15 protein-coding genes are annotated in these 20,591 nt (G+C 45.5%); 9 read left to right on the top strand and 6 right to left on the bottom strand.

Annotated features, from left to right (window positions below; all coding sequences use genetic code 11):
* Positions 1-2 precede the first annotated feature (2 nt).
* On the top strand, positions 3-668 hold the full coding sequence (gene trmB / locus GJS45_RS00915) for a tRNA (guanosine(46)-N7)-methyltransferase TrmB (RefSeq protein ID WP_162339568.1): 666 nt from the start codon (positions 3-5) through the stop codon (positions 666-668).
* Here the strand turns inward: trmB and GJS45_RS00920 are convergent.
* Positions 665-1,297 (bottom strand): beta/alpha barrel domain-containing protein, encoded by a 633-nt coding sequence (locus GJS45_RS00920; protein ID WP_162339569.1) that lies wholly within the window; start codon positions 1,295-1,297, stop codon positions 665-667. The genes trmB and GJS45_RS00920 overlap by 4 nt on opposite strands.
* Positions 1,298-1,348: 51 nt before the next feature.
* On the opposite strand from GJS45_RS00920, the gene GJS45_RS00925 reads away from it, so the two are divergent.
* From GJS45_RS00925 to GJS45_RS00955, 7 genes are all read left to right on the top strand, one after another.
* Complete coding sequence (locus tag GJS45_RS00925; protein WP_162339570.1) at positions 1,349-2,038, top strand: hypothetical protein; 690 nt, start codon at positions 1,349-1,351, stop codon at positions 2,036-2,038.
* Positions 2,025-3,656, top strand: a complete 1,632-nt coding sequence (locus GJS45_RS00930) for a S8 family serine peptidase (RefSeq protein ID WP_162339571.1) — start codon at positions 2,025-2,027, stop codon at positions 3,654-3,656. The genes GJS45_RS00925 and GJS45_RS00930 overlap by 14 nt, the downstream gene beginning before the upstream one ends.
* Positions 3,657-3,736: 80 nt before the next feature.
* On the top strand, positions 3,737-4,390 hold the full coding sequence (gene rpe / locus GJS45_RS00935) for a ribulose-phosphate 3-epimerase (RefSeq protein WP_162339572.1): 654 nt from the start codon (positions 3,737-3,739) through the stop codon (positions 4,388-4,390).
* Between the two features lie 120 nt (positions 4,391-4,510).
* Positions 4,511-5,026 (top strand): hypothetical protein, encoded by a 516-nt coding sequence (locus tag GJS45_RS00940; RefSeq protein ID WP_162339573.1) that lies wholly within the window; start codon positions 4,511-4,513, stop codon positions 5,024-5,026.
* Between the two features lie 82 nt (positions 5,027-5,108).
* On the top strand, positions 5,109-6,098 hold the full coding sequence (locus GJS45_RS00945; RefSeq protein ID WP_235954525.1) for a hypothetical protein: 990 nt from the start codon (positions 5,109-5,111) through the stop codon (positions 6,096-6,098).
* A gap of 176 nt (positions 6,099-6,274) precedes the next feature.
* Positions 6,275-8,791, top strand: a complete 2,517-nt coding sequence (gene gyrA, locus GJS45_RS00950; RefSeq protein ID WP_162339574.1) for a DNA gyrase subunit A — start codon at positions 6,275-6,277, stop codon at positions 8,789-8,791.
* 33 nt (positions 8,792-8,824) lie between these two features.
* Positions 8,825-10,036, top strand: coding sequence for a tetratricopeptide repeat protein (locus GJS45_RS00955; protein ID WP_162339575.1), 1,212 nt, complete (start codon positions 8,825-8,827; stop codon positions 10,034-10,036).
* Positions 10,037-10,296: 260 nt separating this feature from the next.
* Here GJS45_RS00955 and GJS45_RS00960 read toward each other — a convergent pair whose 3' ends face one another.
* Positions 10,297-11,757 (bottom strand): SLC13 family permease, encoded by a 1,461-nt coding sequence (locus GJS45_RS00960; protein ID WP_162339576.1) that lies wholly within the window; start codon positions 11,755-11,757, stop codon positions 10,297-10,299.
* Between the two features lie 228 nt (positions 11,758-11,985).
* Between GJS45_RS00960 and GJS45_RS00965 the strand changes: the two genes are divergently transcribed.
* Positions 11,986-15,207, top strand: a complete 3,222-nt coding sequence (locus tag GJS45_RS00965; RefSeq protein ID WP_162339577.1) for a PVC-type heme-binding CxxCH protein — start codon at positions 11,986-11,988, stop codon at positions 15,205-15,207.
* Between the two features lie 176 nt (positions 15,208-15,383).
* On the opposite strand, the gene GJS45_RS00970 is transcribed toward GJS45_RS00965, so the two are convergent.
* The 4 genes from GJS45_RS00970 to GJS45_RS00985 all read right to left on the bottom strand — a co-directional run bounded on the left by GJS45_RS00970 (position 15,384) and on the right by GJS45_RS00985 (position 20,551).
* Positions 15,384-16,043 carry a LytR/AlgR family response regulator transcription factor gene (locus GJS45_RS00970; protein WP_162339578.1) on the bottom strand — a complete coding sequence of 220 codons (660 nt, stop codon included), beginning with the start codon at positions 16,041-16,043 and terminating at the stop codon, positions 15,384-15,386.
* A gap of 1 nt (position 16,044) precedes the next feature.
* Positions 16,045-17,187, bottom strand: coding sequence for a 6-bladed beta-propeller (locus tag GJS45_RS00975; protein ID WP_162339579.1), 1,143 nt, complete (start codon positions 17,185-17,187; stop codon positions 16,045-16,047).
* A 6-nt stretch (positions 17,188-17,193) separates the two neighbouring features.
* Entirely contained in the window at positions 17,194-18,609 is a 1,416-nt protein-coding gene (locus GJS45_RS00980; RefSeq protein ID WP_162339580.1) for a sensor histidine kinase, read from the bottom strand.
* A gap of 616 nt (positions 18,610-19,225) precedes the next feature.
* Positions 19,226-20,551: a fibronectin type III domain-containing protein gene (locus tag GJS45_RS00985; RefSeq protein WP_162339581.1), complete on the bottom strand. Its 1,326-nt coding sequence runs from the start codon at positions 20,549-20,551 to the stop codon at positions 19,226-19,228.
* Positions 20,552-20,591: the final 40 nt, after the last annotated feature.

Genomic DNA, 20,591 nt, shown 5'->3' on the forward strand with positions numbered 1-20,591 from the left:
GTATGGGTAGAAATAAACTGGAACGCTTCAGGCAAAATGAAGCCAATCCCAATGTGGTACAACCCGGGAAACAGCGTTTTGAGGAAATAAAGGGCAAATGGAAGGAACTACAGTTTCAAAACGACCATCCATTGGTGGTAGAGCTTGCCTGTGGCAGAGGGGAATTTACCGTGGGCCTGGGCAGGCACTATCCGGAGAAAAACTTTGTCGGAGTAGATATCAAGGGGTCCCGGATATGGAAAGGAAGCTGTCAGGCTTCCGAAGAGGGCCTGGAAAACGTGGCTTTTCTGCGAACGCAGATTGAAAATCTGGAAGCGTCTTTTGGCCCCGGCGAGATTGATGAATTATGGATTACCTTTCCTGATCCCCGACCCAAAGACCGGGATGAGAAAAAAAGGCTCACTTCCCCCCGGTTTCTTCAAATCTACCGGCAAATCATGGATGGCGCCGGAACGATTCATTTTAAAACCGATAACACCGGCCTTTATACCTACACAGAAGCACTTCTTTCCGGCAGGCAGGATATAAGTGTAGAACGAAAAACCAGGGATTTTTACCAATCCGAATGGAAAGAAGAACATCACGGTATTCGGACACGCTACGAGAAAATGTTTATGGAAAAAGGAGAAACCATCAAATACATCGAATTTTCCTTGATTCCCCTTTAATCTTCGACTTCCAGTGCCTCAAGAATATCGGCCAATTCATCAAAATCCTTAATTCCAGGTCGGATTTCATGCCCTCCTTTCATGCTAATGCCCTTTATATCCGTGGCTTCAAGAAGGGAGTCAATGTTCGTAGCATCAAATCCAAAACCCAGCAATACCTCACAGTTTGTTGCCAGTTGCGCAATCATTTCCACTTCCTTTTCTCCGATCGTATCTACTCCGGTGTCCGCTTCCAGATTTAGAATAATCTCGTGTTCTCCCAGGCTTTTCGAAAATGCCAGCATGTCTTCCCAATCGGCTGCCTTTTTGATGGTGTAGGAATAAATCAATCCATAACCACTGTTTTCCAGCATTTGCAGGTGGTGTTTTTCGCGTACCTGAATCCATTTGAAGCCCTCGTATTCCCGAAGTGTTTCAAGGATTTGGTCCGGATGGGAAAGGTTAAACTCAGCTACGTATTGCAGGCCCGAAAGCCAACCGGTGATTTCTTTGAATTCGACGGGGGAGACAAAGTATTCTGAGCTCTCCTCCAGGCAAAATCCCATCAGATTTACATACATTCCCGCACAATACCTCGCATCGCTTAAATTGTTTACATTGCTTATCTTTACAAAAGTTTTTAGAGCCATTTCGATTTGGAGTATTATTTATGTAATTTTCAAAGATTTCAAAGATAGAGAATGAAAGTTTTGGAAAAAAGCAGTTGGATGCTGCTGTTAGGGATTTTTGCGATGGGCTGTGAGGTGCTGCGGGAAGAACCTCCCATCATTACTTCCACTTATTATCCATTGGCAATTGGGAATTTTTGGGAGTATCAGGTTGACAATACCCGGTATTTTGGTGAAGAGGATTTTGAAACCACCAAATTTTTTTACCGGGATGAAATAGTGGACCAATACCTGAATGCCGATAATGACCTGGTATACCGGGTAAGGAGGCAGTACTCGGAAGACCGGAATCGTTGGAGCGATGAAAAAAGCTATACGCTGACGTTTTCCAATAGCCGGATTATTCGTCATGATGATAACCTACAGGAAATAGTGCTAAGCTACCCGCTGGCAGCGGACACTGAATGGAATGGCAATGCCTATAATTCGCTTCCTACCACTTATTTTTTTATCGAAAGAATGGGAGATTACCTGGTAGAAAACAACTATTTTCCTGAAACCGTCACCGTAAGGCAAAGCGAAGAGGATGACCAGATAACGCTGCGGGATATCCGTTACGAGGTATATGGCAAAGAGGTGGGGTTGATAGAAAGCTATTATGAGGTATTCAAGTACTGTTCCCGAAATGAATGCCTGGGAGAACAAATTATTCAGGAAGGACGTTTTACTCATTTAAAATTGATTTCTTATGGGAAAGACTAGGTCTGTCATTTTTATTTTTTTCCTGTTTAGCAGCTGGACTTCCCTGCTGGGACAAGACCGGTATGCGGTGCATTACCGCTTTAAGCCAACGACTACCTATAGTTTGGATCGGCCGGAGGAATTGCTGGGCGAGAAGGCCCTTTTGCGGAGGGAAAGGGAACACGTCGCGTTGGATAGTACTGATTTACCGGTTTCCCGTCAGTATGCCTCCTTGATAGCCAATGAAGTCGAGGAAATTTTCTACCATTCAAAATGGCTCAATGCATCCGTGGTTTTGGCGGACCCGACGGCTGTTGAAAAAATCAGGTCCTTTCCCTTCGTTGAGGAAGTGCTGTATGTGGGAAGGGGAGGCCAGCAAGTAAATGGTAACGAAGGAACAAAGAATTACCTGGATCCAAAACAAGCCCGAGGCAATAAAGCAAAAGCGAGCTATACCTTTGACTTTCAAAATCACATTCTTGGAATTCCGGAAATGCATGAAGATGGCTACAAGGGGGAGGGGGTCACGATTGCTGTCTTTGATGCGGGGTTTTTAAATACCGATGAAATTATTGGACTGCAGCATCTTTTTAACGAAAACAGGATTTTGGCTACCCGGGACTTCGTACGGAATGGAGTATCTTCGGTCTATCGTACCGATACGCACGGCACAGGTGCCTTGTCCCTACTGGCTTCCTACGACCCCAGCCAATTGGTAGGAGGAGCCTATGCGGCGAATTATATTTTATGCATTACAGAAGACGTGGATTCTGAGTTTCGTATAGAAGAATACAATTGGGTTCGGGCCGCGGAATTTGCCGATAGCCTGGGCGTACAAATTATCAATAGCTCGCTGGGCTACAATACTTTCGATGATCCGGAAATGAATTACGGCAAGGAAGACCTAGACGGCAACACGGCGGTCATTTCCAGGGGAGCAGGCATGGCTGCTGAGAAAGGCATTCTGGTGGTCAGCAGCTCTGGAAATGAAGGTAATATCCGATGGCAGACCATCACCGTACCCGCAGATGCCAAAGGAATTTTAGCGGTTGGCGCAATCAACAATCAGTTTACTAAGGCCGGATTCAGTTCCATCGGTCCCAGCAGTGATGGGCGTATCAAGCCGGAATTGGTAGCGTATGGTTCCGGAGTGACCCTTTGGCGCCAGGTTGAAGGGACTAGTCTTTCCAGTGGTACCTCCTTTTCAGCACCGCAGGTAGCGGCTTTGGCAGCAGGATTGTGGCAGGCCAATCCCGATTTTACAAGATCCGAACTGATGGAAAAGCTCTTGCAAAGTGGTTCCCAGGCAGCGCAACCGGATATGGAATTGGGATATGGTGTTCCAAACTATTTTAGAGCGATGTATAGTAGGGAAGAAGGGACCCTGGTGGATTTACCGTCCAGAATCTACCCAAATCCGCTGGATGATAAAGAATTGTTTGTTGAATTCGGCCAGGAAAATTCCTGTCAGCTCACGCTGTATGATTTGCAGGGAAAGCTGATCAGTTCGCTTCAGTTAGACCGGTACGTTATGCGCGATCCTTATCGGGTAGATATGGGTACCCTCGTCCCGGGTATGTATTGGCTTGAGTTAGAGGATGATTCTTCTGCAGCCCGCATGAAGTTGTGGAAGAAATAAGGAAATGAGAATAATTTTTCCTTTTTTTGTATTGTATCAGATAACTATAATCTGATTTCCTTCAAATCGACCCCCATTTTATGAACCCATTGATTGCCCCGTCCGTTCTTGCTGCTGACTTTGCCAACCTTCAGAAGGAAGTGGAAATGATTAATGGCTCCGATGCCGATTACATTCATGTAGATATCATGGACGGTGTTTTCGTGCCTAATATATCCATGGGTTTACCGGTGGTAGAAGCCATTAAGCGCTATGCGAACAAGCCCTTAGACGTCCACTTGATGATCGTAAATCCGGACCATTATCTGGCTGCTTTTCAAAGAGCCGGTGCCGCACACATTACGGTGCATAGTGAAGCTTGCCCGCATCTCCACCGAACCATCCAATCCATCAAAGAACTGGGCTGTAAAGCAGGCGTTGCGGTGAACCCCCATACGCCCGTATCACAATTGGAAGATATTATTCGGGAGGTGGACCTTGTCATCCTTATGTCTGTAAATCCGGGCTTTGGCGGACAGAAATTTATTGATAATACCTACAAAAAAGTCCACCGGCTTACCAAATTAATCGTGGAAACCGGTTCTCATGCGAAGATTGAGATCGATGGAGGAGTCAGCATGGAAAATGCAAAAAAATTATTTGATGCCGGTGCCAATATCCTGGTAGCTGGAAATTTTGTCTTTTCCTCAAAAAATCCACAAGAAACCATTAAAAAGCTAAAAAATATCGTTTAAATTCAAATTATAGGGGGTACATATAAATTATGGCGCATTTTTTGCCTTATTATTTGCGAAATAAATGGATTCTAACTTAATTCGTGAGTATATAGCGTTTAATAAACTGAAATGGAAATTATGAAAAAATTATTTGTATTGGCTTTCTTGTTAGTTGGTGTAATCGGATTTACGGCTCATGCGCAGGATGAAGCTGCAGAGGAGATCACCGATGAGGAATTGGCAAAATTTGCTGCCATGGAAGATTCTGTAATGGCTTTTTATGAGCAAAAAAATGAAGAGCTTGTTTCGATGATTAAAGACAACGAGGTGATAGATGGGGCCGCCCGATACAATGAAATCAAGGATGCCTGGGAAGACGAGGAAAAAATGGCTGAAATCGAGGTGACTGACGAAGAAAAAACAGCTTACGAGGCTATCCTGGAATTTATGAGTTCGCTTGGAAATGAGGTAAGGGATCTTAAAATCGGTTTGATCAAAAACGATGAGATTCTGGGAGTCGCTACCTATAATAAAGTGAATAAAGCCATCAAGGAAAATCCGGAAATCAAAGAAAAGGTAGACATGATGATGGCCGAATTGAAAGAAAAGCGAAGTGAAGACTCTGAAGAAGCGGAGCCGGACGCAGGAGAATAAGACCAATTCAAAATAAAATTGAAAAAAACCCTCCCTTTTGTGAGGGTTTTTTTGTTTTTTACGTTAGTTAGGAAAAACCGGTATGAGATCTCTCTGGAAAAATACCCTGCTTTTTGTGTGGCTGCTTATGATGGGCAGCAGCCTGTTTATTAGTCCTCTTGTTGCTCAGGAAGATATTTTTGGCATTGAACGGAAATTAAATGGTCGGAAAAGTGATAACGAACTAGGGAATGTTTTTAGAAACATGGTTAGTAACTTCTCCTTTGAACTGTCTACCGGAGCGGGATATCAGGAGCACGAATTTGATTTTTCAAGTGAAATGCCCGGTTCTTATCCGATCAGTAGCGGTATGGAGCAGACCATGGATTTGGCAGCAGGAGATACCTTGTCCTTAAGTAGCGGAAATTTTGCGTATCCACTAAATATCGGCATGCGCATCAATGTATTTGACTTTATTAGTCTGGGCGTTGGCTATGGACGAGAATGGGGGCGGATTTCTCCGTTGGAGGCTCAGGGATATTCCTTTGATTTCCAGGAGCAGGCCTATACCTACGACAAGCTGTATGGCACCCTGGGGTTAATACTGTGGGATGCTGGCAAGCGTCGCTCCGTTCTCCGCTGGCAATATCGAAATTACTCGGAGAATAACATTTACATGCAGTCGGAGCTAAAGCAGCGGGCAAGACAGATTTATCCCTGGCGATTTATGGTAGAAGGAGAATTTGGTTCCATGATGCTTCGAAAATCCGTGGATCCAAACCTGAGTGCTCCGGATCCTTATTACGGTTTGGGACTACAGTTGGAATACGATTTTTCAGAATATACCAGGGCCTTTATAAAGCCAGCAGTGGAATTCCGCTCCTTTGCGTATACCAATCCGGAGATTCCGGAAACACAATCCCTACTTCAACGCGTTTACAATCTTCAGGTAGGCGTGTCCATCAGCTTGCCAGGTACCAAAAAATGTAAAGTAGGAGGCTGCCGGGTAGTCATGAAACATTTACACAATGGGGTCGAATACCGGGGTAGTTCCATTTGGAACAGACAAAACCGAAAAGTCGGGCAATGGTAATCTAAGGGTGAAAAAAAGCTTTTCTTAACCCAAACCCCAAATTTTTTGACTAAAATTGGGATATTAACTCCATGAAAATAAACTGAATACCCGTTTGGAGCTATATTAGAAAAATTATATTTTTCTAAACCTGTTCTTTTTGCTATCTTGCAGGTTATTAGCGAGGAAATTTAATTATGGCTCAAGGAGAGAACGAGAACATCATCCCGATCAATATTGAGGAAGAAATGCGTGGTGCCTACATCGATTATTCGATGTCGGTAATTGTTTCCAGGGCTTTACCGGATGTAAGGGACGGTTTAAAGCCAGTACACCGCCGAATTCTGTATGGGATGCAGGAATTAGGGGTAACCCACAACAAACCTTATAAAAAATCAGCCAGAATAGTAGGGGAAGTGCTCGGTAAATACCACCCCCACGGTGATTCAGCCGTGTACGAAACACTGGTTCGAATGGCGCAGCATTGGTCGCTGCGCTACCCATTGGTTGACCCGCAGGGAAACTTTGGCTCGGTAGATGGGGACAACCCTGCTGCCATGAGGTATACCGAAGCCAGGCTTCGGAGAATTGCGGAGGAATTACTAATCGATATAAATAAAGAAACGGTTGATTTTCAGCTGAACTTCGACGACACCCTGAAGGAGCCGGTCGTGTTGCCGGCAAAAATTCCTGCCCTTTTATTAAACGGAGCTTCCGGAATTGCCGTGGGCATGGCCACCAATATGGCACCCCATAATCTAGGTGAAGTCATTAGTGGAATTAGTGCCTATATTGATAATAATGACATTACCATTCCGGAGTTGATGGAACATATCATTGCTCCTGATTTCCCGACCGGAGGGATCATTTACGGATATAATGGGGTGAAGGCAGCCTTTGAAACCGGCAGGGGAAGGATTATCATGAGGGGAAAGGCCACCGTTGAAACAAAATCCAATGGCAGGGAAATGATCATCATCAATGAGATTCCCTATCAGGTAAATAAGGCCTCGATGGTCGAAAAAACCGCCCAGTTGATCAATGAGAAAAAGCTGGACGGCATTTCCGCTATCCGCGATGAGTCAGATCGGCAAGGCATGCGTATTGTCTACGAATTGAAGAAAGATGCCGTTCCGAATGTTATTCTAAACAATCTTTACAAACACACCCCGCTACAGACTTCCTTTAGCGTGAATAACGTGGCTCTGGTAAAGGGGCGCCCTTACACCTTGAATCTGAAGGAGTTGATTGTCCATTATGTCAATCACCGTCATGAGGTTGTTGTCAGAAGAACGGAATACGAACTGAAGGAGGCTGAAAAGCGAGCCCATATCCTGGAAGGGTACCTGGTGGCATTGGATAATCTGGACGAAGTGATTAAGCTCATCCGGGATTCCAGGGATCCGGAAACGGCCCGAAATGGATTGATGGAACGATTTGAGCTTTCAGAAATCCAGGCAAGAGCCATTCTGGATATGCGTCTGCAGCGTCTTACCGGCATGGAGCGGGAAAAGATCCAGCAGGAGTACGATGAATTGATGAAACTGATCGAGGAATTGAAAGAGATTCTGGCCAACGAAGATCGGCGGATGCAAATCATTAAGGATGAACTGCTGGAAATGAAAACGCGGTACTCGGATGAGCGAAGGACGACCATCGAGCACAATGCCGAAGACTTCAACTATGAAGACATGATTCCCAATGAGGAGGTGGTTATCACCGTCTCGCATCAGGGATATATCAAGCGAACCGTTCTTACCGAATACAAGTCCCAGAGCAGGGGAGGTGTTGGTTCCCGCGGTGTCAGTACGAAAGAAGACGACTATACCGAATATTTATTTACAGCACTGACGCATAATTACCTATTGATTTTTACCGATCAGGGCAAACTCTTCTGGTTAAAGACGTATGCCATTCCGGAGGGCAGTAAAACCTCCAAGGGAAGGCCTATTCAAAACCTGATTAACATTCAAAGCGGAGACAAAATTCGGTCCATCATTCAGGTGAGGGATTTGAACGATGATGATTACATCAATAACAACAATATTGTAATGGTAACCCGCAAAGGGATTATCAAAAAGACCACCTTGGAACAATATTCCAGACCCAGGACCAATGGAATCATTGCGCTCAATATCCGGGAGGATGACCAATTGCTAAATGTGGAATTAACCAATGGCGACGCGCACATTGTCATTGCGTCCAGTTCGGGAAGAGCGGTTCATTTCCATGAATCCAATGTTCGACCCATGGGGCGAACGGCTACGGGCGTTAAGGCGATTAATTTGGGGGCGGATGACAATCTTGTAATTGGCATGGTTTGTGTTCAGAGAGAAGAAGCTACGCTTTTGGTGGTCACCGAAAAAGGATTTGGAAAACGGTCTTTTCTTTCGGAATACCGCATCACCAAACGGGGTGGTAAAGGAGTTAAAGCCATGAATATCACCGAGAAGACTGGCGGCTTGGTTGCCATAAAAGAGGTGGTCACTACCGATGATTTAATGATTATTACGCGATCGGGCATCACCATTCGAACACCAGCGACAGGGGTTCGTGTGATGGGAAGAGCGACGCAGGGCGTAAAATTGATTCGATTAAACGAAAACGATGAAATTTCCTCGGTGGAAAAAATTGAGAATATTCTGGTAGAGGAAGATTCCGATACGGGAGAGAATCCTCCAACTGACAATGAAGTAAATCCTAATAACGAATAATAGTTGAAACCAAAAAAGTATAACATTCCTAACATGAAAAAGTTAATTTTATCATTGGCTTTGGTGGGCATCGCTGCTACAGTTGCCTTTGGCCAGAAAAAGGTGGTACGATCTGCCGAAAGAAACCTAAGAAGAGGCAATATTGAGGAAGCCTATTCAGACATTAAGAATGCCGTAAATGATGAAGAAACCGGAAGCGAATCGGATACCTATTTCATCAAAGGCAAGATAGAAACGCAGATGTTTGAGGCAGACTCTTCCAACACCGAGGAGACAGTTAGCTTAGGAAGAGAAGCAGAGTCCAGTTTTATGACCACCTTCGAAATGGAGGATATGGATTCCACCAGTAAGGTGAGCAAAGACCTGTTTAAAGAGGTCGTTCCAGAGCTTCCTGCAAACTTACAGGGCGAGGGCGTTTACCGATTGAAAAATGCTTCATTAAATAAAGGAAGTGAAAGGTATGACGCAGAGGACATGGATCAGGCATTTGAATTCTTTTCTTTGGCGGCCGACCTGGATCCCAAAGACACCACGACGGTTTTTAATGCCGGGTATACCGCTAATATGATTGGCAATACTGAGGCAGCGAAAAAGTACTTTACGCACTTGTTGGACATCGATGAATACAATAAACTCAACGCTTATTATTTTCTGATCCAAATTGCCAGTGCGGAGGAAAATGATCCGGAAGAAGCGTATAGATTGGCTACCGAAGCCCGGGAACTTTATCCGGAAGATAAGGGACTCGCAGAATTTGAAATTCAGTTATTGTTGCAATTGGATAAAATGGATGAGGCTATGGTTTCCATTGAAAAAGCGTTGGAAAACGATCCCGATAATCCTGCCATACGCTTAAGATATGGGTATTTGAAAGAAAGTTCCGGTGACATGGAAGGGGCATTGGAAGAGTACAAAAGAACGGTAGAAGCTGATCCTGATTTCTTTGAAGGAAACTATTACGCCGGAGCCATTTACCTGGACAAAGCAAGGAATATCATTACGGAGGTAAACAACTTTTCTGATGAAGAGTGGGAGGAAAAATCAGATACCATGTTGGCAGAAGCGGATGGCTTGTATGAAGAAGCTTTACCTTACTTTACCAAGGCGTTAGAATTGAAGCCCGATAACACGGAAATAATGCAGATTTTGTTTCAGATCCATACGCGTCTGCAAAATGAAGCAAAAGCAGAAGAATACGATCAGAAGCTCTCCGATATACTTGGAGACGATTGGTTAGAGCGATAATCATTTATCGCTTGAGAATATAAAGGCTTGTCCACGTACCGTTGGACAAGCCTTTTTTTGTTTCTATAAATCAATGTTTCCCTTTTAGTTTGTAAAGTCAACCAACCCACCTGAGAGCCCCTAATGTCTCCTGGTTACTATGCCCCTAAGTCTCTCGGTCCCTTAGTCTCTAAATCCCTAAGTCTCTCCGTCTCCAAGTCACAATGTCCTTAACTCCCTGATTCACTTAGTCCCCAAGTCTCCAAACCGCTCTCCAAACCTTATTTCCATGCCTCTGGAAAAGCGAGCATGGAAAAGTCCCAAATCCAGGGAAGGTAAAATAGCGTAAGAACCAGAATAAATACAATGGAAAGCAAATTGAGAAAAAATCCTGTTTTCATCATGACCGGAATGGTCAGGTAGCCAGAGCCAAAAACCACGGCGTTGGGAGGGGTTGCCACCGGTAACATAAAGGCACAGGAAGCAGCCATGGTTGCTCCGATCATCAGGCCATAGGGATGAACGCCCATCGCCAATGCCACAGCTGATAAGATGGGCAGCAACATGGAAGCAGTGGCCACATTTGAGGTGATTTCGGTTAAGAAATTAACGGCAGCAATAATAAGTAATAAAAACAGCCAGAATGGGAAGTTTTGAAGCAAAATAAATTGCTCCCCGATCCAGTTCGCCAATCCCGTTTCCTGAAATCCTTCGGCCAGGGCAAGGCCGCCACCAAACAGAATCAGAATGCCCCAGGGGATTTTTTCGGCTACTTTCCAATCCAGAAGTCGCTCCTTTTTTTCATTTCCCGCCGGTATCACAAACAAAAGCAATACGCCCGTTAGCGCGATGATCGTATCGTTTAGCACTGGGATGTATTCCTGTAGGAGAAAACTTCTGGTGATCCAGGAAAGGCTGACGCCCATAAAAATCCAAAGAACCCGTTTTTCCTGTATGCTGATAGCCCCTAATTGGGCCAGCTGCCTTTTAATTTCTTCTTTTCCTCCAGCTATTTGGAGGGATTTAGGAAATTGAAAAGCCCAGTTTACCAGGTAATACCAGCAAATAAAAAGCAAGCCCACAGAAATGGGAAACCCGATTAACATCCACTCGCCAAAACTGATTTCAATACCGTAGGTATTCTTGACCACGGCCGTCAAAATTATATTGGTTGGTGTGCCGATAATGGTGGCCAGACCACCAATGGATGCACTGTAGGCAATCCCCAACATAAGGGATTGTCCAAGGGATTTTTTTACGGTGTCATTGCCATGACTGATTTGCACCACTACTGCCACGGCGATGGGCAGCATCATCAGGGAAGTGGCGGTATTGGAAATCCACATGGATAAGAAAGCCGTGGCCACCATGAAGCCTAAAATGATTTTTTTTAAGTCTGTACCTAAGTACGAAATAATTCGAAGGGCTATCCGCTTATGTAGGTTCCACTTTTCGATGCTTACTGCAATCATAAACCCACCCATATAGAGCAATACCATTGGATCGGAGTAAGGAATGGAGGTCGCTTTGATCCCCAGTACGCCGGTTAGCGGAAACACGACTAAAGGAAGCAGGGCAGTAGCGGCGATGGGAATGGCTTCGGTTATCCACCAAATGGCGATCCAAAAAGTAATGGCCAACAAGGCAACACCGGAATCCGATAATCCTTCGGGAGAGGCAAAGAAATAGATCCCTAAAAAGGCCAATGGCCCCAGGATTAAGCCAATTTTTTGAGTTTGCATAGTTTGGAATAAGTCCTAAGAATAGCTATAAAAACTGCAAAATCAAAAATATTCCTGACACAATTCCGATAAAGGGCTTGGTTTTAGACGATTTTGCTTTCCCATCCATGGACCATACAGGACAGTGCAGGATAGAATTTCCCAATTCATGTACTTTATTTAAGATTACTTGGGAAATAATGTTAATATTGAATTAACCTAAACCTGAATCAAATTAAACAGATACTAATGATCCAACAGCATTTAGATCGAATCAACCGCATCAAGACCCTGTTCTGGGTGGTGCTGGTCTCCTTTTTTGCTTTTCAGTGCGGCCCGGAGGGGCCAAAATTAGCATTAAATAAAGGAGATCATATCATACTTGTAGGTAATAACCTGGCCTCCAGAATGATGAATTTTGGTCACTTTGAAACCGAAATGCACGTTCGTTACCCCGATTCCTTACTCTACATCCGAAACATGGCAGATGCGGGAGATACACCCGGATTCCGGCCGCATGCTGGCAGGGTTTCACCCTGGGCTTTTCCTGGGGCGGAGGAATTTCAGGATGAACTCGCTACCAATTCGGGCAGTGAAGGACATTTCGAATCCCCGGATGAGTGGATCAAACGGCACGAAGCAGATATCATTGTCGGGTTTTTTGGATACAACGAATCCTTTGAAGGGCAGGAGGGCCTGGAAGATTACAAAAATGAACTTGAGGCATTTATCAATCATACGAAAAATACCCTCTATAATGGCGAAGCAGCCCCGCAGCTTGCACTGGTTTCTCCGATAGCCTTTGAAAACCTGAGTGGAGATTTTGACTTACCCAACGGAGAAAAGGAAAACGATAATTTAAAACGGTATACCCAGGCCATGCAGGAAATAGCTGCTGCCAATGAGGTATTGTTTGTGGATGCGTTTGAACCTTCTCAATCCTGGTATGCCAATTCGGAGGAATACCTTACCATCGATGGCTTTCAGCTTACCGAGGAAGGATACAAGCAGTTTTCTCGTTTTCTGACCGATGCGCTCTTTGGATCTGACGATGCCGTGGCAGAAGACCGGAGAGAAGCCATTCATGCTGCAGTCCTCGAAAAGAACTGGATGTGGCACAACGATTATAAAATTCCCAACGGCGTACACGTATTTGGTAGAAGATATAATCCATTCGGGCCGGATAATTATCCCTACGAATTGCAAAAGATTCGTCAGATGACCGCCAATAGGGATCAAGGCATCTGGAATGCCAGCCAGGGCGAGTCTTTTGACCTGGCGGCCGCCGATGAAAATACGATTGAGTTGCCTCCGGTAGAAACCAATTATAACCCGGAAAAAAATGGCGACCTTGAGTATCTTTATGGAGAGGATGCCTTGGAGAAGTTCGAAGTTGCGGAGGGTTATAAGGTGGAATTGTTTGCCTCTGAATCTGAATTTCCCGACCTGGCGAACCCGGTTCAAATGACCTTTGATACCAAAGGAAGGCTTTGGGTAGCCGTAATGCCCAGCTACCCGCACTACAAACCGGGAGATCCCAAACCAAATGATAAAATACTCATCCTGGAAGATACCGATAATGATGGAAAAGCAGACAAGCAAATCGTTTTTGCGGATAGTTTGCACCTGCCTATCGGTATGGAAATTGCGCCTGAAGGCGTTTATTTGTCGCAAGGCACCAATTTTATCATACTCAAAGACAACGATGGGGATGATTATGCCGAAGAGCGTCAAATCCTGCTAAGTGGCTTTGACGACCACGATACCCACCATAATATTTCCGCTTTTGTGGCGGATCCGTCAGGAGCTATTTACATGGGAGAAGGCGTGTTTTTGCATACCAATGTGGAAACCCCCTATGGTCCGGTTCGGGCGACAAATGGCGGATTTTACCGGTACAATCCCGCTCGAAAGCGTCTGGAAAGAACCGCACAGCTCCCCATTCCCAACCCCTGGGGAATTGCCTTTGACGATTGGGGGCAAAACTTCTTTGCAGAGACTTCAGGGCCGGATGTACGCTGGATGATGCCCGGCTCTGTTAAACCTCGATATGGTGAGGGCACGCATAAAGGCCCCAACCTGATCGAAGATGCCCACCGGGTGCGCCCGACTTCAGGGCTGGAATTTGTATCCAGCAGGCATTTTCCGGAAGCAGTACAGGGTGACCTGCTGATCAACAACACCATCGGCTTTCTGGGCATGAAAATGCATAAGATGATGGAAGACGGCACCGGTTATGATAGTGAGCACCGGGTAGACTTGATTCGCAGCGATGACCGGAATTTCCGGCCGGTAGACATGGAATTTGCCCCGGATGGCTCCTTGTATTTTGTGGACTGGCATAATATCCTGGTAGGCCACATGCAGCACAACGCCCGTGATCCGTTGAGAGACCATGTGCATGGCAGGATTTACCGAATTACGTATCCTTCCCGACCGTTGGTAAGCCCTCCGAAAATAGCCGGCGAAAGCATAGAAACCTTATTGGACAACCTTAAGTTGCCGGAATTCAGGGCCCGCTACCGCACCCGAGCGGAATTGCGTGGCCGGGATGAAGCAGAAGTTTTGGTGAAAATGAAGGACTGGATGGTCGATTTGGATGCCAATGACTCCCGCTATGAACACCATTTGCTGGAAGCCCTTTGGGTAAGTTGGGGATTGAACCAGGTGGATCAGGATTTGATGAAAACACTGTTTGCTTCCAACGATCACCGCGTGCGCGCCGCCGTTGCCCGGATATTACGGTATACCGGTCATCAGGTGCCCGATCAGGTAGAGATGCTGAAAAAAGCGGCCGCCGATCCGCACGGAAGGGTTCGACTGGAAGCGATTGTGGCCGCCTCCTGGCTGGACAAAGAGGATGGATTGGCCATTCTGGAAGTGGCAGACGAGCATCCAAAGGATGATTGGATGCAAAAACCCTTTGAGACCTCATTAGCTCACCTGAACGACATGTCCGTTAGCAACATGGTCGTGAATCCGGATGGTAGCATCGTCTTTCAGGAAGCGGCTCAGGAAGAAAAACCATCCAATAGCCGTCTAAAAGGGGAGGATCTGACCCTTTTCCAAATGGGTAAAGCCATTTACAGCAGGGAAGGCTTTTGTATCACCTGCCACCAGCCCGACGGAAAAGGCCTAAGTGCTTCCGGATTTCCACCGCTAGCGGGTACCCAGTGGGTAAATGGAAGCGAAGAGCGGCTGGTGAAGATTATCCTCAATGGCCTAATGGGCCCCATAGAGGTGTTGGATAAGGAATACCCGGGACAAGTACCGATGACCCCATACGCCGGAATGCTCAATGATAAGGAAGTGGCTGCCGTGGCTACCTATGTACGGAATAGTTTTGGAAATGAATCTTCCCCCATCAAACCCGAAAAAGTGGCTGAAGTGCGGGAAGCTACCAATGGAAAACAAGGATTTTATTCACCGGCGGAATTGCTGCAGGAGCATCCCATGGAAGCGGGAGAATAGTAACACAAACGAGAAAGAAGCAGGCTGCTCAGGGATTGGGGCTGCCTGCTTTTTTTTATCCGTTTTATTCAAACTGCTCGAAAAAATCCCCCTTTCCCCCTTAAAAAGGGGGAATTAGTTACGTTTGGCTTTCTAACCACTTTTTGCTAGTACGAACTTAGTTGAACAAAAAAACACTACAAAAGTCCGCCGTAGGAAAGGCTAACGGGCACGGTATATTCTCCGAGCTGCACCTGGTGCTTTTCGATTTTGTCCATGCGGTGCTTATTGGCGATAAAGGAGCGATGGGTGCGGACAAAATAGGAGGGAAGCAACTTTTCCAGCTCCTTGAAGGTCATGCGGCTAATGACCTTATCCTCCTCCAGGTAGAAGGTCACGTAGTTACCGGTGGCTTCACAAAACAGCAGGTTTGCAAAATGGATCTTGATTTGGCCCTCGGAGGTTTTAATAAATACATGTCCGTTTGCTGCTGCTGGCTGCAGCTCTTTCCAATCCCGTGCTTTTTGACAGGCTTGCAGGAAACGGCTCAGCGAAAAGGGCTTGAGCAGGTAGTCCAGGGCATTGAGCTCGAAGCCCTTGACTGCATACTCCGAATAGGCCGTGGTAAATACCACCATGGTTTCAGCTTGCAACATGCCCGCCAGGTCGATTCCGGAAATATCCGGCATGTTGATGTCCAAAAAAACCAGGTCAACGGGCTGGGTTTTGTGGTAGTCAAAGCCTGTGATGGCATCTGAGAAAACTGCCTCTAACTCCAGAAAGGGCACCTTAGCCGCATGGGATTTAATGACTTCCAGTGCCATGTTTTCGTCGTCTATTGCTATAGCTGTGAGCATATCAGTTAGGTTTCAATTGGTGCAGTAACAACACGGAACCTTCATCTTCAAAATGATTGATTACTTCTTCCGGATAGTTTTCTGGCTGAGTATCTGACACGAATGAAATGGGTTCTATCAATGTGACCACTTCCCCGGTGGGAGTAATCGCTGTGGGAAGGATCAAAGAAGGAAAATGAACGTCAGAAAAGTCAATTTTATTAACATGTAAGTTATCGGTCTTTAAATTTATAGCAAATGTCCAGAAATCATTTTTCGTACTAACAATCACGCCCAAAATCAAATTATTGGTAATCTTAACAGGTAATTGAAGGTACTGGTGATTTAGCCCTTTTTCTTTCAATTCATCAGCAAGTGTAATATCATTGACAACATGCTCAGGCAATTTACTGTCTCCAAAGTCTATTAAAATTTGTTGTTCTAGTTTTCCTGCACTGGAAAAAAGGCGCACGGTATCATCAGGAGGTCGATTATAAACAATACCAGAAGCTTGAGACAACAAACCTGCATGGTAATATACATTGGTATTCCCTCCGATAGCTGTGTAGCCGAAATACAAACTGTCTAACTTAAAAGAAGTATCAAAACTCCCAACTTTGGGATAATTCGCAATGGCATCATTTTGATTGTCATTGTTAATGGCGAATAGCCAGCCGGTCTCTGTTTCTATAAAACCTCCTGCATTAACAGGAATGGAAATATTTTCGACCCAGTTTCCTTCAGGAGAATAAACAATGATTTTATTATCAAGCGCATCTAAAACCAAAACTTCTCCGTTTGGCCTCACCTGGAAGTCTTTTATACCACTTATTTGGTTGGGACCCTCACCAAAATCACCAACCTTACTGACAAAGATTCCCTCCTCATCAAAGACCAATACTCCTGAGTTATTGAGGTGATCAAAAAGGTAAAAGTGATTATTCTTTGCCAATAACTTATCTACCCTCTTAAACAAAGCCTCCTCTTCTATGCTCAAAAGAACGTAACGTTGTTTCTCAACGAAATCTTTGGCATCCAATGGTGCCGCTTCATCAAATGAATAAATCGTTACATGGGATAAATCGGATTGATCTTTCGGTCCCTGACAAGAGGTTCCCCCTATCAATAGGCAGATCAGGTAGCGTAATTGGCGTTGATGTATCATTTCAGGTTAGTCTATTTGGACCGAAAAATGAACAAAATGCTCCGTATCGTTGGAAACAATCGTTAAGTCATGCCTGTCGGGATACAGTACCTGCAATCGTTTGCGCACATTGTCCAAACCGATTCCGGATTCATCGGTAGGATCTTTCAGGGCCTTGGGCGGATGAAGGGAATTGACCACATCCAGGTGCACCGATCCGGCCAGGCAGCGCAGGTTAACCCGGATCCAGGATTTGTTTTTTGTGCTGATACCGTGTTTGAAGGCGTTTTCTACGAAAGGGATTAGCAGCATGGGAGCAATGGTTCCTTCACAGTGTTCTTCATTCAATTTAATGCTAATTTCCAAATTATCCTCCTTTTTAAAGCGCAGCATTTGAAGGTCCAGGTAGTTGCGCAGGTACTCGATTTCCCGTCGTAGGGGGATTTTATCCAGTTGGTTTTCATGTAGCATAAAGCGCATCATGTCGCCCAGTTTTTGGATGCCATCCGAGGTCTTTTCGGCATTTTCCATCAAAGCCGCCCCATATAGGGTATTCAAGGCATTGAACAGAAAATGAGGGTTGATTTGGGACTTGAGAAAACGGAGGTCGGCCGATCCGCGGTCTACCTGATGGCTGAGGGTTTCTATTTTACCTTTCATGCCAAAGTACTTTTCAAAGGCCAGATCGGAAAGGGGCAGTACGACCAACTGGATGACCAATCCTGTGCCTAAGCCCAAAAGCACCGTGCCTGGATCCTGTTGCATAAGTCCTACAAACAATAAAAAACCGGGAAAACCCACGATCAGTAATATGTTAAACCAAAGGGCGGCCCGTTGCTTTCCATGTAAGCGCATTCTGTAGATCAAAAAGAAATTGTACAACACTACCAGAATGGAGGCTGGAAGAAAAAGTGCCAGGATCACAGAGATGTTCCGTGAAACCAGAAAGTCGAATTTAAATAGAAAAAGGACCACAAAGAAGAAAATACTGCTCAACCTTAGCAGGTTATACGTCAGAAAGTCATCCATCTTAGGGGGTAAAAAAACCTCCTTTAGCAGGAGTACCCAAACCAGGTAGCCACCATACAAGGCCATAGCCGTAAAATAAAATGGGGTAAAGGGAGAATTGGTGATTTCGGAGCCCACTGAGAATAAGGAAACAAGGATATAGGACAAGGTGAAAATCAGTAAGCCGTAACCAATAAAAGGTCCTTTTCGGTTTGTTTCTCGATATCGGGGAATCAGCACCCGGTGCATCAGGTAAAAGACCAAAAAGAGGATCAACGGAATAAAAACCCTGGCAAAATAACCAGTGGGATTGCCTGGGAAATAGTGAAAACTGCTACTTCCAGCACTTAGAATATTTACGAGCACAAGAATCAAAAAAACAAAGGTGACAATCCACCATTCGATTTCCTGAAATGCTAAGGGTTTGTTTTTCATATTGTATTCCATTTAAAAATGTAAATTTAACCCGAATACGCTGTACCTGGTTTGCGTTGGGATGATTTGTTTGGCCTCTGCACATGCGCTACAGGTCAAATAGATATTGTATAACAAACCGGCGAGAATCAGCGCAATATAGGTTCTTTTAGTAGCTTTGGTCATGGTGTTTGTCAAGGTAAAATGGTTCCGGATTTTGTCATTCCTTTCTGATCGGAATCCGGAAGCATTAATCATGACACAAGAATAAACCACGCTGGAACAGCGATCAAATTTATGTGATGAAATGGGGGAAAGTAGGGATGGAAAAAGGGAGATGAAATCGAGCATGACGTAGCCGTCACACACCGGGATGACTATCAGCCATGCGAGATTCTCCCGATTTAAGATCGGGACAGGCTATGTGGCCATTAAAGAACAAATTATAGACAGATGAAATAATTTAAGTTATTTATACCGGTAAATACTAGTAATTCGCAGATTTAAAAACGGGAATAACATTTTCACCCCGCTTCCAGGCCTGAAGGGCCTGAACAAAAATAACCCTGGGTGTAAACCCAGGGATAGCTAAAACCCATCCAATTTGCAACCCTGGAGGGGTTGAACAGCGACCAATTTAGGGAGTGATCTTTAAGGTCTCCGGGTATTCGTCGATGATTTTTCCGTTTTCGTTGATCATTAAAAAATGCTGGTGGGGACCCTGAAGGGTAATAATAATGGCGGAGTTTTCCTCGGCAGATTTTCGTAGGTACCAGACTTCTTCCGGGGTTTTGGGCTTCTTTTTCTCCACTCCCCAAGAGCCATCACCCAGGTACACGATCCCACTGGGGTGGAAGGCATTGTTTTTTACCGGGAAGCTTCGCTTATAGGTATGGTCGTCATTTTCCAGGGCCACCCGAACACCGTATTCCTCAAACAGCGGAACCCAGTTATCGAGTACTTCTTCAGACCAGAATTGAATGCGTTTTCCTCCAGGCTCCACCCGGCCGGATGGATACGCCGGTTTATGGTAAACCGGAAGCACATGTGTCCGATCCTGTCGCTCCTGCAAGGTGTTTTTAAGCCAGTTGGTTTGGGTGCCACTGATCAGGTTGCTATGCGAACTGTCCAGGATGATCAGGCTCAGGTAGTCGCCGATATCCAGCACTCCATAGCCGGGTTGGCAGGGAAAAGCGAATAGGGGATAGAAAAAAGGTGCTTTTGCCAGGCGCATGGCATCGGTGGGTTCCTCCATTTCGCCCGCTTTCACTTTTGCGATAAAGGCCGGCATGCCCATGTCCGCATCGATCACACTTTCCGATGCCGGGTAATGGTGATTGATGACATCGTGGTTGCCCAGGCCTACAATGATCGGAACGACACGCCCTTCTTCGGAGATAAGCGTTTCCCGAATCCCATCAAACCATTGGTACCAGAGGTCCACGTTCTCCTTGTCACCATTGGCATAGGCCAGGTCACCACCCCAGACGATAAAATCCGGATCGTACCGCATCACGGCCCGGTTCATTTGGCGGAACAGCTCCCCATGGGAGGTGTCGCCTCCAGCGGCAATGCGTAGAGGGCGGTTGTTTTTGTCTGGTAGGGTGCGAAAGGAATAGATCCGCTGGAACTCCCCAACACGAAATTCATAGTTATAATTAGGTTTCAAGTCTGTCAGTTCGATGCGGTGAATGCGACGGTCCGAATAGGGAAAGGGAAAGGATTGGGAAGGGGCTGTCTGCCATTCGGATGAGCCTTCGGAACGATAACGGACGGATTCGATTGCTTCGTCTTGAGGTAAGGTATGCCAGTCAATGCTGATGGTGGTGGTCGGGTCTTGCTGCCAGGTAAGCAGGATACCGGCCGGCTCGGTTTGGGCCAGGGCAGCTGCACAGAGGCAAAGGAACAGCAGTTGACCGGTAAAAAAGCGTAACCAAAGGCTGGGAGTAAAACGAGATGGCATGGATTAGTTGTTTTTGGTAAATATACCGGATATGGGAAAA

Source organism: Cyclobacterium salsum (genome assembly GCF_010119245.1).
GTDB classification, from domain to species: domain Bacteria; phylum Bacteroidota; class Bacteroidia; order Cytophagales; family Cyclobacteriaceae; genus Cyclobacterium; species Cyclobacterium salsum.

Bases quoted from the DNA above. Each gene is read 5' to 3' on its own strand.
- trmB (WP_162339568.1), top strand. From the start codon at position 3: ATGGGTAGAAATAAACTGGAACGCTTCAGGCAAAATGAAGCCAATCCC.
- GJS45_RS00920 (WP_162339569.1), bottom strand. From the start codon at position 1,297: ATGGCTCTAAAAACTTTTGTAAAGATAAGCAATGTAAACAATTTAAGC.
- GJS45_RS00925 (WP_162339570.1), top strand. From the start codon at position 1,349: ATGAAAGTTTTGGAAAAAAGCAGTTGGATGCTGCTGTTAGGGATTTTT.
- GJS45_RS00930 (WP_162339571.1), top strand. From the start codon at position 2,025: ATGGGAAAGACTAGGTCTGTCATTTTTATTTTTTTCCTGTTTAGCAGC.
- rpe (WP_162339572.1), top strand. From the start codon at position 3,737: ATGAACCCATTGATTGCCCCGTCCGTTCTTGCTGCTGACTTTGCCAAC.
- GJS45_RS00940 (WP_162339573.1), top strand. From the start codon at position 4,511: ATGAAAAAATTATTTGTATTGGCTTTCTTGTTAGTTGGTGTAATCGGA.
- GJS45_RS00945 (WP_235954525.1), top strand. From the start codon at position 5,109: ATGAGATCTCTCTGGAAAAATACCCTGCTTTTTGTGTGGCTGCTTATG.
- gyrA (WP_162339574.1), top strand. From the start codon at position 6,275: ATGGCTCAAGGAGAGAACGAGAACATCATCCCGATCAATATTGAGGAA.
- GJS45_RS00955 (WP_162339575.1), top strand. From the start codon at position 8,825: ATGAAAAAGTTAATTTTATCATTGGCTTTGGTGGGCATCGCTGCTACA.
- GJS45_RS00960 (WP_162339576.1), bottom strand. From the start codon at position 11,757: ATGCAAACTCAAAAAATTGGCTTAATCCTGGGGCCATTGGCCTTTTTA.
- GJS45_RS00965 (WP_162339577.1), top strand. From the start codon at position 11,986: ATGATCCAACAGCATTTAGATCGAATCAACCGCATCAAGACCCTGTTC.
- GJS45_RS00970 (WP_162339578.1), bottom strand. From the start codon at position 16,043: ATGCTCACAGCTATAGCAATAGACGACGAAAACATGGCACTGGAAGTC.
- GJS45_RS00975 (WP_162339579.1), bottom strand. From the start codon at position 17,187: ATGATACATCAACGCCAATTACGCTACCTGATCTGCCTATTGATAGGG.
- GJS45_RS00980 (WP_162339580.1), bottom strand. From the start codon at position 18,609: ATGAAAAACAAACCCTTAGCATTTCAGGAAATCGAATGGTGGATTGTC.
- GJS45_RS00985 (WP_162339581.1), bottom strand. From the start codon at position 20,551: ATGCCATCTCGTTTTACTCCCAGCCTTTGGTTACGCTTTTTTACCGGT.